Origin of the sequence: Marinomonas maritima (assembly GCF_024435075.2) — a bacterium.
Classification (GTDB): Bacteria; Pseudomonadota; Gammaproteobacteria; order Pseudomonadales; family Marinomonadaceae; genus Marinomonas; species Marinomonas maritima.
This window is the reverse complement of the sequence record NZ_JAMZEG020000003.1, coordinates 359,724-373,113: the sequence shown is the minus strand read 5'-3', so window position 1 is coordinate 373,113 and position 13,390 is coordinate 359,724. Positions and strand designations below refer to the sequence as shown.

Sequence of the window (13,390 nt, the reverse complement as noted above, 5' to 3'; positions counted from 1 at the left end):
TCTATTTTCCTGTGTGAAATTCAGTCGCTTTGATCAAGCTGTTATCGTCAGCGCCATTTGCGCACGAGGCATTAATCCAACCCATTTCTTTTGCTTGCTGGTTTACTCTAATACTAGGGGTAAGTATAGGGAGCGTTTTCCATTCTGGTTTATGTTGTGTCACGTATTCTGAAAGGTTGTCTAGGCTTTCGCCACTGGTTACCCATATTAAATTGATATCGGGCAACATAAAGAAAGTTTGAGCAGAATAGTCGGGTTTTTTCCTTTCATAGAGTGAAAGGTAGCTGATTTTTGCGCCTCTTTCTTCCAATTTTTTGCCTAATTCTGGCCGTCCGCCCAGTCCTCGCACAATCAGTATTTTTTGATTGGTCATTTTCGCAGGCTTTAACCAATCGAGTAATGTTTCTGTCGTGTGTCCAGGGTTGGATAAAGCAGGGATGCCTTCATCCTGTAATGCTTGAGTGGTACCTTGGCCTATTCCAATCCAATGAATACCGACGGGTAACATTGGCCAGCAAGTGTCTAACCAGTCACAGGCCAGCCGAGCGGCATTTTTGCTCACAAATATAACGTAGTCGAAAGTGTCGATATTAAACACTTGTGAGCGAATAGCATCTCTTTGCTTTGAGTCTTTTATTGGTGAAATTTCAAGCATTGGTAACGCAACGGCATCCCAGCCGTGATCGCAAATGCGTTCACAGCTAAGGGTATTTTCCGGTTCGGGTCGAGTAATTAAGATACGACAGTCTTGCACCAATATTTCGCCTATTATATTTGCTGTTTTATTTGTATAAAGCGTCAAGAATGACATCGGCGCCGCGAGCAAGTAACTCGTCAGCCAATTGAACGCCAAGGGATTTAGCATTGTCCTTATGGCCGCGAATGTCACCTTCAATGATGCTTTTTCCATCAGGGCTGCCAACTAAGCCTCTTAGCCAAAGAGTGTCGTCTGTTAATATCGCAAAACAAGCGATGGGTGCTTGGCAGCCGCCATTAAGGCGCTCATTGACGGCGCGTTCAGCGGTGACTCGGATCGCAGTCTCTTCATGTTGTAATGGTGCGAGTAACTCAATCATTTGTACGTCATCTGAGCGACATTCTATCCCCATTGCACCTTGTCCACCTGCGGGTAAGCTGGTTTCGGCGGGAATTTTTTGTCGGATTCGATCTTGCATCTCTAGGCGAACTAAGCCCGCGGTTGCAAGAATAATGGCGTCATACTCGCCATCGTCCATTTTTCTTAAGCGCGTGTTCACGTTGCCGCGTAAATCTTTGATGATCAAATCGGGGCGTTGCATTTTTAATTGGCACGAACGACGCAAACTTGAAGTGCCAACAATCGCACCATTTGGAAGTGTGTTGAGTGAATCAAAACGGTTAGAAACAAAGGCATCACTTGGGTCTTCGCGTTCACAAATGACGGCCAATCCCAAGCCTGCTGGAAAGGCCATTGGGACGTCTTTCATTGAGTGCACCGCAATGTCAGCTCTGCCTTCTATAAGAGCCGCTTCTAATTCTTTAACAAACAGCCCTTTGCCGCCTATTTTAGAAAGCGGTGAGTCTAAAATCTGATCGCCTTTTGTTGTCATGCCAAGCAATTCAACGGTCATATCTGGATAGAGCGTTTCAAGTTGCACTTTGACATTATTAGCTTGCCAAAGGGCTAATTTACTTTCTCTGGTTGCGATCACAATTTTATCTTTCACTTCATCTCCTAATGAGTTGTTGGCGGACAAATACCTTTAAATCTTGTGCCACAATGATACTCGCTAAGCAAGAGTCCGTCATCTTTCAATGCTTTATAAGTCGAGGCGCTTAATGTACTCTTGGCAGCTGTTTGAATCTGTGTGGGAACCAACCGAATGACTGATACTACTAAAACCACTAACCAGCAATGGGGTGGTCGTTTTTCTGAGCCTGTGGATGCTTTTGTGGCGCGTTTTACCGCGTCTGTTGAGTTTGATCAGCGTATGGCAAAGCAGGATATTCAAGGGTCAATTGCCCATGGTAAAATGCTCGCTAGTATTGGCGTATTGACCGAAGAAGAACGTGATCAGATTATTCAGGGTTTGACTGAAATCGAGGGTGAAATCGCCCGTGGTGAGTTTAAATGGTCGATTGAGTTAGAAGATGTTCATATGAATATCGAAGCGCGATTGACTCAAAAAATTGGTATTTCTGGTAAGAAACTTCATACCGGCCGTTCTCGTAACGATCAAGTAGCAACGGACATTCGCCTTTACTTGCGCGACGAAGTGGATTTTCTTCTTGAGGAAGTGACACGCCTACAACAAGGTATTTTGAGTTTGGCTGAAAAAGAAGCCAATACCATTATGCCAGGCTTTACGCATCTGCAAACGGCTCAACCAGTGACATTTGGCCATCATTTAATGGCATGGTACGAAATGATGCAGCGTGACTATGAACGCTTAGTGGATTGTCGTAAGCGTATTAATATTTTACCACTTGGTGCTGCTGCACTTGCTGGAACAACCTACCCAATTGATCGCCATATGACGGCAGAGTTATTGGGTTTTGAGCGTCCGACTTATAACTCTTTGGACTCGGTAAGTGATCGTGATTTTGCGATTGAGTTTACGGCAACCGCTTCCATTATTATGATGCACATGTCTCGTTGGGCTGAAGAGATGGTGATGTGGGTATCGGCTCAATTTAACTTTATTTATCTACCTGACCGCTTTTGTACGGGTTCTTCTATTATGCCGCAAAAGAAAAATCCTGATGTGCCTGAACTGGTACGTGGTAAAACGGGGCGAGTGTACGGCCATTTGATGGGGTTGTTAACTCTGATGAAATCCCAATGTTTGGCTTACAATAAAGACAACCAAGAAGACAAAGAGCCTTTGTTTGATACGGTAGATACGTTAAAAGGGTCATTACGTGCTTTCGCAGATATGATTCCTGCTATCGAATCTCGTAAAGAACATATGTACGAAGCGGCGCGTCGAGGGTTTTCTACCGCGACGGATTTAGCTGACTATTTGGTCCGCCATGGTGTCGCTTTTCGTGATGCGCACGAAGTCGTTGGCAAAGCGGTTGGTTATGGTGTGAAGGAAGGTAAGGATTTATCTGAGATGACGCTAGAAGAACTTCAATCTTTCGGTAGTATGATCGAAGCGGATGTGTTCGATGTTTTGACATTGGAAGGGTCGGTTGCGGCGCGTAATCATATTGGCGGCACTGCACCGGCTCAAGTACTGAAAGCGGTAGAACGAGCTAAAGCGGAATTAAATACTCGTTTAGCGTAATGACCTTAGTGTGATGCTTTCTTGCATAGAAAAAACGGCAATTAAATTGTCGTTTTTTTTACCTAAAATCTAGCGGCCAATGGAGAATGGCGACTCTGGGCCCAGCAGCGTACTGGGTGTGATATTTAGTTCAAAGTGAAATGACTTAGTTTGTCCACTGCAGCCTGCAAATACGATGACCCATGCCTCTTTGCTTCCTGGCTCTGGAAGGCGCCAGCAAACCCCTTTGATATTGACATAGCGTGTTCCATCTGAATCTTTTGTGATCGGATAACTTATCTCTTTGATTTGTCCTTTTAGGTACTCTTGTTGAGCATTTTTTGAAACTGCGATTTTATCTCTTAGCTCTTCCGAAAAAACACCTTCCAATGCGTCATCACTTGAATCTGATGATAAGGATATTTTAGACAAATCGAGTAAGTCTGGTTTGTCCGTATTCAGAGGTTTCTCGTTGGGACTTGACGCTTCAATTTCGTGTCCAAACAAATTTTCTGATGTGGTTTTAGTGTCTTGAGTGCGGTTGTTTGCATCGGGGGAGAGTATATTTTGATTGAATGAACTTGAATCCAATGTATCTGATTCTAAGGCATTTGGTTCTAATATAGTTGGCTCTAAGGTATTTGGGTTAGGCTGATTGAGCTCAATCATATCAGCATCGACTGTGTTGGTTTTTTCGCTTAATTGTTTTCCGTTTAGCGCTTCAATTGGTGTACTTGGTTGTTCAATTTGTTGAGATAGACTCTCTTTAGAAGATGCTTGTTTTTCTTGTTTTTCGTTAAATACAGCCACGTCCTCTTGCTCTTCCGCAGGCTGTATTGTCGTTGGTAATTCTGCAGACTGTATTGTCGTTGGTAATAAAAACAACTCGAAATTGGACGTAGGTGGGGTGATATCGAACCAATGTTGGTTTTCTGATATTTCAATAATCAGTATGTGTATGAGTATGGCGCAAAAAAGTGCAGCCGCCCATGGGGCAATTTTGCTTTTCATAGTGTCACTTAAGTGTTTCGTTTTACTGAAAATGTTGATGCTCTAATCCAAGTCGTGTGGAAGACTATATAGCTTGTGGTAACTATAGCAAATTCAAGCCGGCGGACATTGCTATTCTAGGTAAAGAATTCTAACGAAAGAATATCCATGTAATTGACTCGCTAGGGTTGGGAAACGAACAGGCTGCAAGGTATACTGTCTTAATCAAAAATAGAAGAGATAAGACGATGTTTAAGTTGTTTTCAGTATGTGTTTTGGCTGTTTTTCTAACGGCTTGTGGGAATAAAGGTGCGCTTTATTTACCGGATAATAATACTGCTGCTATACAACAAGAATCGTCTTTATAGCTGAGGATTCCCTTTTGGATTTTTTTAATTATTCTAATCAAACTCTGCATGCAGAGGATGTAGCTTTATCAGATATTGCTAATCAATACGGTACACCGTGTTACGTTTATTCTCGTGCGACTCTAGAGCGTCATTACAACGCTTATGCTGATGCTTTTGCATCACATCCAACGCGAATTTGTTATGCAGTAAAGGCGTGCTCTAACATTGCAATTTTGAACGTGCTGGCTCGTTTGGGCGCAGGGTTTGATATCGTTTCTCTGGGGGAGTTAGAGCGAGTCCTAAAAGCGGGAGGTGATCCTGACAAGGTCATGTTTTCTGGTTTGGGTAAACAGGCTGTTGAGATGCGTCGTGCTTTGGAAGTAGGGATTCACTGTTTCAATGTTGAGTCTGAAGCAGAATTGTATCGCTTAGATCAAGTGGCCGAAGATATGGGTAAAGTAGCGCCTGTATCCTTACGGGTTAATCCAGATGTAGATGCTAAAACACACCCCTACATTTCAACTGGCTTGAAAGAAAATAAGTTTGGTATTGATATTAAGGACGCTGTTCGTATTTATCAAATTGCCCATAGTCTGCCTAATTTGAATGTAATGGGAGTGGATTGCCATATAGGTTCGCAGTTGACTGAACTTAAGCCTTTTCTAGACACGTTTGATCGTTTGATTGGCTTGGTAGATCAGCTGTCGGAAAAAGGTATTAAAATTAAACATCTTGATCTGGGGGGCGGTTTAGGGGTTCGTTATCGTGATGAAGTGCCACCAGAGCCTGCGGAATATGCAAAGCTTTTATTAGATAAAGTAAAAGGTATGGATTTGGAATTAGCATTTGAACCAGGCCGTTCGATTGCAGCCAATGCAGGCGTTTTACTGACTCAGGTTGAGTTTTTAAAATGCAATCCGCATAAAAACTTCGCTATCATTGACGGGGCGATGAACGACCTTATTCGTCCTGCTTTGTATGGGGCTTGGATGAATATTGTTCCAGTATCCTTGTTACCGACGCCGGAAGGTAAGCGTGCTTATGATTTAGTCGGACCGATTTGTGAAACGGGTGATTTTTTAGGCAAAGATCGTGAGTTGGATATTCAAGCAGGTGATCTTTTAGCGGTTCGTTCGGCTGGCGCTTATGGTTTTACTATGTCCTCAAATTACAACAGTCGTAACCGTGCGGCGGAAGTCATGGTTGACGGTGATAAAACGTATTTGATTCGTGCCCGTGAAACGATTGAGCATCAGTTAGCTGGTGAGCAAATTTTGCCAGACTAAGGAGTTCGTCGTGTTGTTGAAATTTACCAAAATGCATGGTTTAGGCAATGATTTTGTTGTTGTTGACGCGGTGTCTCGTAAAGTGTTTTTTAATAAGCAACAAATTGAGCGCTTGAGTAATCGAAACTGGGGAATTGGTTTTGATCAACTTTTAGTGGTTGAACCGCCTTTACACCCAGATATGGATTTTCGTTATCGAATTTATAACTCTGACGGCTGTGAAGTCGAGCATTGTGGTAACGGTGCCCGCTGTTTCGCTAAATTTGTACTTGATAGAGAATTAACGAATAAGCGCATTATTAATGTTGAAACAAAATGCGGAGCGATTCAATTACGTGTGCTAGATGATGGATTGGTCACTGTGGACATGGGGTCGCCAAGTTTTAAGCCAAAAGATTTACCATTTACAGCTGACTCTTGCGAGGGACTCTATAGCATTACCGCTGGAGAAAATGATTATTTAATGACGCCAGTGTCGGTGGGCAACCCCCATGCGGTTATTAAAGTGGATCAGCTGTCTGATGAGCTAGTTGCAACGGTTGGCGCGCTTATTGAATGTCATGAACGTTTTCCTAAAAACGTGAACGTTGGTTTTATGCAGGTAATTAATTCATCAGAGGTTAACTTGCGTGTGTACGAGCGCGGTGTCGGTGAAACTCAGGCTTGTGGAACGGGTGCGTGTGCGGCTGTTGTGGCAGGCATTAAACAGGGCTGGTTGTCACCTAAAGTGACGGCACATTTACGTGGCGGTGATTTACATATTGAATGGCAGGGTGAAAACCAGTCTATTTTTATGACTGGACCTGCTGAAAAAGTGTTTGAAGGTCAAATTTACCTATAGAGGGATTATGAGAGAAGAGGAAGTAATTCAATATTTGTCAAAAACGCCGGATTTTTTTAGTCGGCATTCTGATTTGTTGGAGAGTCTGACACTTCCTCATCCTATAAATGGGAAGGTGGTCTCATTACTTGAATACCAAGTGAATTTATTAAGGCAGTCTACAGCGGATTATAGAGGGCAGTTTGAGCGCCTAGTCGAAGTGGCTCGTGAAAACGAATCCACAATGCAAAAGAGCCGCCGTTTAGTATTGGCGGGACTTACGTGTAGTTCTTTGGATGATCTCGCAGTTGTTGTGGATGATATGGTGAGAGATGACTTTGAAGTGTCTCATCATGCTTTAGTTTTGTTCGGTGAGTTTCCAGACAGTGCGGTTAGAAGTCATTTGCTGGTGGATGATGACGTGTTTTTGTCTCATGCGGCAGGCTTTGTTGATTGTTTTTGTGGTGTCCTGCCTGCCAATGAAATGCGTTTTCTCTTTTCTGATGATATTGATTCGATTCGTTCCGTTGCTGTTCTTCCTCTTCTTTCACGTGAAGGTGGAGAAATTAAAAAGTGCGGTGTTTTGGTCTTGGGGGCTGAAAGTGAGTCGGCGTTCAATAAAGACAAAGGCGCCATGTTTCTTCAATATATTGCCGATCTATTGAGTGCGATTTTATTGAGGTTACTGCCGTGAGTGTCCTTATCACCTTTGACTTAGACAATACATTATGGGATGTTGCGCCTGTTATTATGCGTGCAGAATATGCCATGGAGTCTTGGTTTGAAGAGCGTTTTCCTGGTTTCTCACAACAGTACTCTTTGTCCGCCCAAGAAAGATTAAAGCAAAAAGTATTAGCTGAAAATCCAGCAATGTCCGCGAATTTAACGGCTTTGCGTCTGTCAATTTATAAATTGGCGCTAAAGCAGTTTGGTTTGCCTTCTGAAGAAGGGAATTTGGTTGCGGAAGCGGCATTGGCCCATTTTTATGAATGGCGTCAGAAAGTAGATCTTTATCCTCATGTTGTCGATGTGTTGGAGGAGTTACATCAGGATTATGCCTTGGCAGTCATAACGAATGGTAATGCCGATGTGTATCATCCTTATGTCGGGCTAGGTCAGTATTTTGATTTTGCGGTTCGAGCGGATCAGATTGGTATTGCAAAACCTTCGGTTGATCTATTTTCTTTTGCTGCCAAGACTGCGGGGGTGAATTTAACACAACTCATTCATATTGGCGATCATCCGATAGATGATGTGTTTGGAGCATCCAATGCTGGGGCAAGAAGTGTTTGGTTTAATCGCCATGGTGCGCAGCGCTGGGGAGATGAATGGGGGGGGCGTTCAAATGCAGAAGTACATTCTTTACTTGAACTTCCAACGGTTATTCGTTCCTTGATGTTATAGCATTCTGCTATTGGCTTAATTAGAGATAACACATTTTTACCCTAATCATTTAGTGGTATACTAGGTCATATTCATTGGTTACAACATAGATTTTGAGGAACTTATTATGAGTGAAAATACAATCCAAATCACAGATGCTCAATTTGCAGAAGAAGTGCTGAATTCAGACATTCCAGTTATTATTGATTTTTGGGCTCCATGGTGCGGACCATGTAAGATGATTGCGCCAGTTTTGGAAGATATCGCTGCTGAATACGTGGGTAAAGTAAAAGTTGTAAAGCTTAATGTCGATGATAACCAAGAAACCGCTCCGAAATACAATGTTCGTGGTATTCCTACTTTGCTTATCATTAAAGGTGGTGAAGTGGTTGCTACTAAAGTTGGTGCAGTATCCAAATCTCAACTAGTAGAGTTTGTGAACGGCGCTATCTAATTTGATATTGTGTCGTGATTTAAAAAAAGCAGCCATTGCGGCTAATGCTGTTCACTTTAGGTTGAATTTAATTGAATAGCCTCAGAAAATCCGATTAAGTTTTCTTAATCGGATTTTTTTGTCTATTCAGCAGTTACTTCTTAGTATCGATGAGCTCCACTCATTCTCAGATCATTCAACCTTCACTCAGAATATTCCAGTTGAGTGGATTGAGTCCGCATTAACTCTTTCTTCAAAAGCCAACATCAGGCGACGACGCTTACCTGAAGATCAAGTTCTTTGGCTGGTATTAGGTATGGCTCTTTTTCGAAATGAAGCGATCGAAGAAGTGGCTAGACGCTTAAATGTTTGTTCGGAAGGATTGGCATCGGAACAGTTTTTTGCCAAAAGTGGCGTCTCTCAAGCGAGGCAGTGCCTAGGTTCTGATTCTATGCTTCAGCGCATTGTTAGATAAGATTCCAGATCGCAGTATTACACGCTTAGACCGAAATTTTTGGAGTGCCAATCTCATGTATGCATTGATGAATGGGGGAGATGAACGACATTGCTTAACCCCCAAAACGCTGTAATACTATGTATGAGGTCATTGAAGAATATGACGATGAAAGTCTTTCTACAAGCACGCAAGAAGGGCTCTAATCTGCCCGAATATTGGGATGTACGAGCCATAAACTATGACGTTCAAGGTAAAGCCAAGACGGTGCTGACATCACTTCCTATCAGCGACTACCCAGCTGATAAAATTGCTCTGCTGTACCATCAGTGCTGGGAAATTGAACTAGGGTTTCGTGACATCAAATCTACCAAGAAATGTGGGGAGATGTTGCTTGCCTACAACATTGTGCGTCGAGAGGCGAGTCATGCGGCGGCATCACATGGTCAGCGAGCGATGTGCGTTTAAAAATGGCGTTTACTTTTATTGCTTCCAACGTGATCGTGATGGCAGCCGCTAAGCCAGAATCGAAGACAGGAATGCGTCTTAAGGAGCTAAGGTCTGGGGTGTGTAATTTGTTTTTGGAGCGAAAGAAAGCGAGGTCTAGTAGGCCTCGCTTGGTCAAGCAATCAAAGGCGAGATATCCGGTATCTCGTAATGCTGTTCTGCTTAAGTGAGCAGCATTAGCCATTGCGGCTCCTTTTTTGTTTTAAGTGTTAATACTTGCTATCACTATTAGATTAAGCGTTTGCGAATATTGACCACTACAATTTCAGCCAAAATAACGATGATAAAAATAGCCAAAAGAGACATAGCAACACGATCCCATTGGAATAAATTCATCGAGTCATCAAGCACCACGCCGATGCCGCCTGCGCCGACCAAGCCCAATACCGCAGATTCTCGGACATTAATGTCCCAACGAAACAATACGATACTAAAGAAAGCCGGCAAGACTTGAGGCCAGTAACCTTTTATTAAGATAGACATCCAAGAGGCGCCAGTGGCCTTCAAGGCTTCTATCGATCCCATGTTCACTTCTTCGATGGCTTCACCAAGCAACTTACCGACAAAACCAATCGAACGAAAGGCAATCGCCAAGACGCCAGCAATGATGCCCGGGCCAAATATAGACACGAAAAGCAGTGCCCAAACCAAAGAGTTTACAGAACGAGAAGACACGAGAAAAAAGCGAGAAATCCAATGGCACCACACTGAATTCACAATATTGCTGGCGTTCATCAGCGCCAAAGGAATGGCAAAAATCAATGTGATTAGCGTGCCCAGTGTAGCGATGTTCAATGTCTCAACCATAGCGTCATGGACCGCTACTGGATAATAAGCAAAATCAATCGGCCACATGCGAGAAAACATATCGCCCATTTGTTCTGGCGCATCCAACAAAAACTCAGGAATGACCTCAACAGATTGTATGGACTGAACAAAAGCCATAACAAGAACTAAGTAAACGGCATAGCGAGATAATTTTTGTTTTAAGGTAAAACGCTGCCAGTGATGATCTATCGTATTCATAAAGTAGGCTCCTAGGTCAAACTAGCGAAAAATGCGACGAACGATGTTGGAGAGAAATTCACCAAACATGATCAGAGCAATAATGACGATTAGAATCGCCGCGACAAAGTCGTAATCAAAACGCTGAAAGGCAGAGAAAAGTGTGCCACCTAGGCCGCCTGCACCAACAATTCCCACCATGGTTGAGTTACGTAGATTCGAGTCTAGCTGGTAGGTCGAGAAACCAATAAAACGAGCAAACACCTGTGGCATAACCGAGAATAAGATGATGCTGGTAAAGCCTGCGCCCGTGGCGCGAATGGCTTCAACTTGCTTCAATGAAATTTCTTCAATCGCTTCGGCAAAAAGCTTGGCAATAAAGCCAATGGAAGCAACAATCAAGGTTAGAATCCCGGCTAAAGCACCAAACCCCACACTCTTAACAAATAAGATGGCAATGATTACCGGATGAAAAGTACGGCAAAGAGCGATCAGTGTTCGAACTGGCGTACTGATCCAGCTAGGCATCATATTACGAGCGGCGAATAACCCTAAAAATAGGGAGATAAAAATGCCACAGATGCTAGAAATAACGGCAATCTCAAGACTTTCTATCAAACCGCTTAACAGTAACGACCAGCGACTAAAGTTAGGCGGTATCATACGATCCAACAGATTGCCGGCGTGTCCAAATCCTTCGTAAATACGTTCCCAACTTAGATCCATTGCATTAAATGTATAAGCGACATAGAAAACCACAAGCAGCCAAATCGCGCTGACAAACCAGTTGTGTTTGAATGGATTCTCTCTGTTTTGAGTTGAATTTATACCAGCCATGATTCACCTCCATAAATTTGTTTTAGGTGCTCATCGGTAATGTTTTCAGGAGGACCGTCGTACACAACAACTCCATTACTCATGCCAATCATGCGTTTGGCAAAACGACTTGCTAGTTTTACGTCATGAATATTAACCAGCGCTGGAATGTTTTTTTCTTCAGAGAAACGCTCTAGCAGTTCCATAATTTCGACCGCTGTTTTTGGATCAAGAGAGGACGTTGGCTCGTCGGCTAACAAAACCCGTGGGTTTTGCATAACGGCTCTCGCAATACCAACACGTTGACGTTGACCACCAGACAGGCTATCTGCGCGTTTCTTTGCGTGTTCTGTTAAACCAACAGCGTCTAGTAATTCAAATGCCGTGTTGATGTCTTCTTGGCTGAATTTTCTACGCCAAGCGCTCCAAGCAGACATATAACCAAGACGACCTGTTAGGACGTTTTCAATAACCGTTAAGCGTTCAACAAGATTGTATTCCTGAAAAACCATGCCTACTTGACGACGAAGTTTACGCAGTTGAGAGCCTTCGGCTAAGCATAGGTCAGCATCGTCAAACAATATTTGCCCGTCTGTTGGGTCGATTAAGCGGTTGATGCAACGGAGTAAGGTACTTTTACCAGTACCAGAAGGCCCGATGATAGCAATGATGCCGGGTTCGGTAATGTTGATATTTATCCCTTTTAAAATGGGATTACCCGCTGTGTATTCTTTTTTTAAGTTTCGAATTTCAAGAAAATTTGAACGCTCAGCTGTGTTATGAGTGACAGACATGGTGTTTTCCTACAGACAAAGAGGCCCGAGCAACCTGATTATTCAGGTTGCTGGTTAGTATTTATTTAAATGAGAGTGTTTTAGAAAAAGAACAGATTATTGGTTTTTGCTTGCTGCTGCTTTAGCTGCTTTTTCTCGCTTTGCGGCGGCTTTGGCTGCATCCGCTTCGGCTAGCTGCTTAAGCCCTGCTTTTGTGTAAGCCGTTCCTGATGCGTGTGCAATATCACGGATGACTTGCCATTCTTCCTTGTAGGTGATCGGGAAGAAACGGTCAGCACCACCAAAGGTTTTTTGCATTTCAGCTGGGAAGCGGAAAGTAAAAAAGGCCTTTTTGATTTTTTCGACTAACTCTGGATTGAGGTCATGAGCATAGCCAAAAGAGGAAGTTGGAAAGCGAGGGCTGGTATAAATGATACGGAAATCATCTTTACTCACGCGTTGAGCATCGACCATACGTTTGAAAACGTCTGAAGCAACAGGCGCTGCATCGTAGTCACCGGACAGTACACCCATAACGGATTGGTCATGTTTGCCTGAATACTTTACTTCGTAGTCTTTATCTGGTGTTAGACCTAAAGCAGGGAAAATCGCGCGAGGTGCTAAGTTGCCAGAGTTTGAAGACGCGGAAGTATGAGCAACTACCTTGCCTTTTAAATCTGTCATTTTTTGGATGCTACTATCGCTACGGACGATAGTGATTAGGTTGTAACCCTGAAAGGATTCTTCAGTGCCTTTTACTGCAATCGGTACTAAGCCACCTAGATTAACCGCGTAGCCTGTTGGTCCTGTTGAGAAACCAGCAATGTGTAGACGACCAGAACGCAATGCCTCTACCTCTGCGGCGTTAGAATGAACTGTGTAGTAAACCACTTTTTTACCCGTCATTTCACTTAGGTATTTTTGGAAGTCGCTGAATGCGTCTTTATAGACGGCCGGATCTTCTACAGGAGTGTATGTAAAGACGAGTGTGCTTGGATCGCGCCATTGGCTTGAGTCTTTTGGTAAGTCGGCGACTAGGTCGTAGTTTTCATCACAGAACTTATCGTCTAAGACGCCTCGATAACTGCAATCATCAGCTAGGGCGGTACTGGCTCCTAAAAGCAGTGAGCTTGAGAGCACTAAACCAGTCAGTAATTTAATAGGCATTATTGTTTTCCTCGTGATGTATTTTTTTATTGTTATCACCGGTCGGGAGGTTCCGTAGTCGGGGATGAGCCAATCCTGCATTAATGAAGGATTGGCTCATCTAGAGCAAAGGCGATGCCAATAATGTAAAGTCATTAAAAAACAATAGCTTAGTTGTA

Annotated in this window: 16 protein-coding genes; 9 read left to right on the top strand and 7 right to left on the bottom strand. The window is 43.2% G+C overall.

Features of this window, described 5'->3' with window-relative positions; genetic code table 11:
• Position 1: 1 nt before the first annotated feature.
• Both M3I01_RS13935 and hemC read right to left on the bottom strand, forming a co-directional pair.
• Positions 2-754: a uroporphyrinogen-III synthase gene (locus tag M3I01_RS13935; protein WP_255896487.1), complete on the bottom strand. Its 753-nt coding sequence runs from the start codon at positions 752-754 to the stop codon at positions 2-4.
• A gap of 28 nt (positions 755-782) precedes the next feature.
• Entirely contained in the window at positions 783-1,706 is a 924-nt protein-coding gene (hemC, locus tag M3I01_RS13930; protein WP_255896485.1) for a hydroxymethylbilane synthase, read from the bottom strand.
• Between the two features lie 156 nt (positions 1,707-1,862).
• Between hemC and argH the strand changes: the two genes are divergently transcribed.
• The gene (gene argH, locus M3I01_RS13925; protein WP_255896483.1) at positions 1,863-3,269 is read left to right on the top strand and encodes an argininosuccinate lyase; all 1,407 of its coding nucleotides are present in this window, start codon (positions 1,863-1,865) and stop codon (positions 3,267-3,269) included.
• Between the two features lie 69 nt (positions 3,270-3,338).
• Here argH and M3I01_RS13920 read toward each other — a convergent pair whose 3' ends face one another.
• Positions 3,339-4,259, bottom strand: coding sequence for a hypothetical protein (locus tag M3I01_RS13920; protein ID WP_255896482.1), 921 nt, complete (start codon positions 4,257-4,259; stop codon positions 3,339-3,341).
• A gap of 227 nt (positions 4,260-4,486) precedes the next feature.
• Here M3I01_RS13920 and lptM point away from each other — a divergent pair, with 227 nt between their 5' ends.
• The 8 genes from lptM to M3I01_RS18615 all read left to right on the top strand — a co-directional run bounded on the left by lptM (position 4,487) and on the right by M3I01_RS18615 (position 9,432).
• A complete protein-coding gene (gene lptM, locus M3I01_RS13915; RefSeq protein ID WP_255896481.1) occupies positions 4,487-4,606 on the top strand; it encodes an LPS translocon maturation chaperone LptM in 120 nt (39 codons plus the stop codon).
• Positions 4,607-4,620: 14 nt separating this feature from the next.
• Positions 4,621-5,874 (top strand): diaminopimelate decarboxylase, encoded by a 1,254-nt coding sequence (gene lysA / locus M3I01_RS13910; protein ID WP_255896480.1) that lies wholly within the window; start codon positions 4,621-4,623, stop codon positions 5,872-5,874.
• 10 nt (positions 5,875-5,884) lie between these two features.
• Positions 5,885-6,715, top strand: coding sequence for a diaminopimelate epimerase (dapF, locus tag M3I01_RS13905; RefSeq protein ID WP_255896479.1), 831 nt, complete (start codon positions 5,885-5,887; stop codon positions 6,713-6,715).
• A 7-nt stretch (positions 6,716-6,722) separates the two neighbouring features.
• Complete coding sequence (locus M3I01_RS13900; protein ID WP_255896478.1) at positions 6,723-7,388, top strand: DUF484 family protein; 666 nt, start codon at positions 6,723-6,725, stop codon at positions 7,386-7,388.
• Positions 7,385-8,098: an HAD family hydrolase gene (locus M3I01_RS13895; RefSeq protein ID WP_275565142.1), complete on the top strand. Its 714-nt coding sequence runs from the start codon at positions 7,385-7,387 to the stop codon at positions 8,096-8,098. The genes M3I01_RS13900 and M3I01_RS13895 overlap by 4 nt, the downstream gene beginning before the upstream one ends.
• Positions 8,099-8,204: 106 nt before the next feature.
• The gene (gene trxA, locus M3I01_RS13890) at positions 8,205-8,531 is read left to right on the top strand and encodes a thioredoxin TrxA (protein WP_255896476.1); all 327 of its coding nucleotides are present in this window, start codon (positions 8,205-8,207) and stop codon (positions 8,529-8,531) included.
• 118 nt (positions 8,532-8,649) lie between these two features.
• Positions 8,650-8,985: a transposase domain-containing protein gene (locus tag M3I01_RS18620; RefSeq protein WP_449405574.1), complete on the top strand. Its 336-nt coding sequence runs from the start codon at positions 8,650-8,652 to the stop codon at positions 8,983-8,985.
• A gap of 147 nt (positions 8,986-9,132) precedes the next feature.
• Positions 9,133-9,432 carry a hypothetical protein gene (locus M3I01_RS18615; RefSeq protein WP_449405573.1) on the top strand — a complete coding sequence of 100 codons (300 nt, stop codon included), beginning with the start codon at positions 9,133-9,135 and terminating at the stop codon, positions 9,430-9,432.
• Between the two features lie 267 nt (positions 9,433-9,699).
• Here M3I01_RS18615 and phnE (M3I01_RS13880) read toward each other — a convergent pair whose 3' ends face one another.
• From phnE (M3I01_RS13880) to phnD, 4 genes are all read right to left on the bottom strand, one after another.
• On the bottom strand, positions 9,700-10,497 hold the full coding sequence (gene phnE, locus M3I01_RS13880; RefSeq protein ID WP_112136827.1) for a phosphonate ABC transporter, permease protein PhnE: 798 nt from the start codon (positions 10,495-10,497) through the stop codon (positions 9,700-9,702).
• A gap of 21 nt (positions 10,498-10,518) precedes the next feature.
• Positions 10,519-11,313 carry a phosphonate ABC transporter, permease protein PhnE gene (gene phnE, locus M3I01_RS13875; RefSeq protein ID WP_255896475.1) on the bottom strand — a complete coding sequence of 265 codons (795 nt, stop codon included), beginning with the start codon at positions 11,311-11,313 and terminating at the stop codon, positions 10,519-10,521.
• On the bottom strand, positions 11,301-12,086 hold the full coding sequence (gene phnC / locus M3I01_RS13870) for a phosphonate ABC transporter ATP-binding protein (protein ID WP_255896474.1): 786 nt from the start codon (positions 12,084-12,086) through the stop codon (positions 11,301-11,303). Before phnC ends, phnE (M3I01_RS13875) begins: the two co-directional genes overlap by 13 nt.
• Before the next feature lie 96 nt (positions 12,087-12,182).
• Positions 12,183-13,232 carry a phosphate/phosphite/phosphonate ABC transporter substrate-binding protein gene (phnD, locus tag M3I01_RS13865; RefSeq protein ID WP_255896473.1) on the bottom strand — a complete coding sequence of 350 codons (1,050 nt, stop codon included), beginning with the start codon at positions 13,230-13,232 and terminating at the stop codon, positions 12,183-12,185.
• Positions 13,233-13,390: the final 158 nt, after the last annotated feature.

Coding starts and splice junctions, on each gene's coding strand:
- argH (WP_255896483.1), top strand. CDS start 1,863: ATGACTGATACTACTAAAACCACTAACCAGCAATGGGGTGGTCGTTTT.
- M3I01_RS13920 (WP_255896482.1), bottom strand. CDS start 4,259: ATGAAAAGCAAAATTGCCCCATGGGCGGCTGCACTTTTTTGCGCCATA.
- lptM (WP_255896481.1), top strand. CDS start 4,487: ATGTTTAAGTTGTTTTCAGTATGTGTTTTGGCTGTTTTTCTAACGGCT.
- M3I01_RS13900 (WP_255896478.1), top strand. CDS start 6,723: ATGAGAGAAGAGGAAGTAATTCAATATTTGTCAAAAACGCCGGATTTT.
- trxA (WP_255896476.1), top strand. CDS start 8,205: ATGAGTGAAAATACAATCCAAATCACAGATGCTCAATTTGCAGAAGAA.
- M3I01_RS18615 (WP_449405573.1), top strand. CDS start 9,133: ATGAAAGTCTTTCTACAAGCACGCAAGAAGGGCTCTAATCTGCCCGAA.
- phnE (WP_112136827.1), bottom strand. CDS start 10,497: ATGAATACGATAGATCATCACTGGCAGCGTTTTACCTTAAAACAAAAA.
- phnE (WP_255896475.1), bottom strand. CDS start 11,313: ATGGCTGGTATAAATTCAACTCAAAACAGAGAGAATCCATTCAAACAC.
- phnC (WP_255896474.1), bottom strand. CDS start 12,086: ATGTCTGTCACTCATAACACAGCTGAGCGTTCAAATTTTCTTGAAATT.
- phnD (WP_255896473.1), bottom strand. CDS start 13,232: ATGCCTATTAAATTACTGACTGGTTTAGTGCTCTCAAGCTCACTGCTT.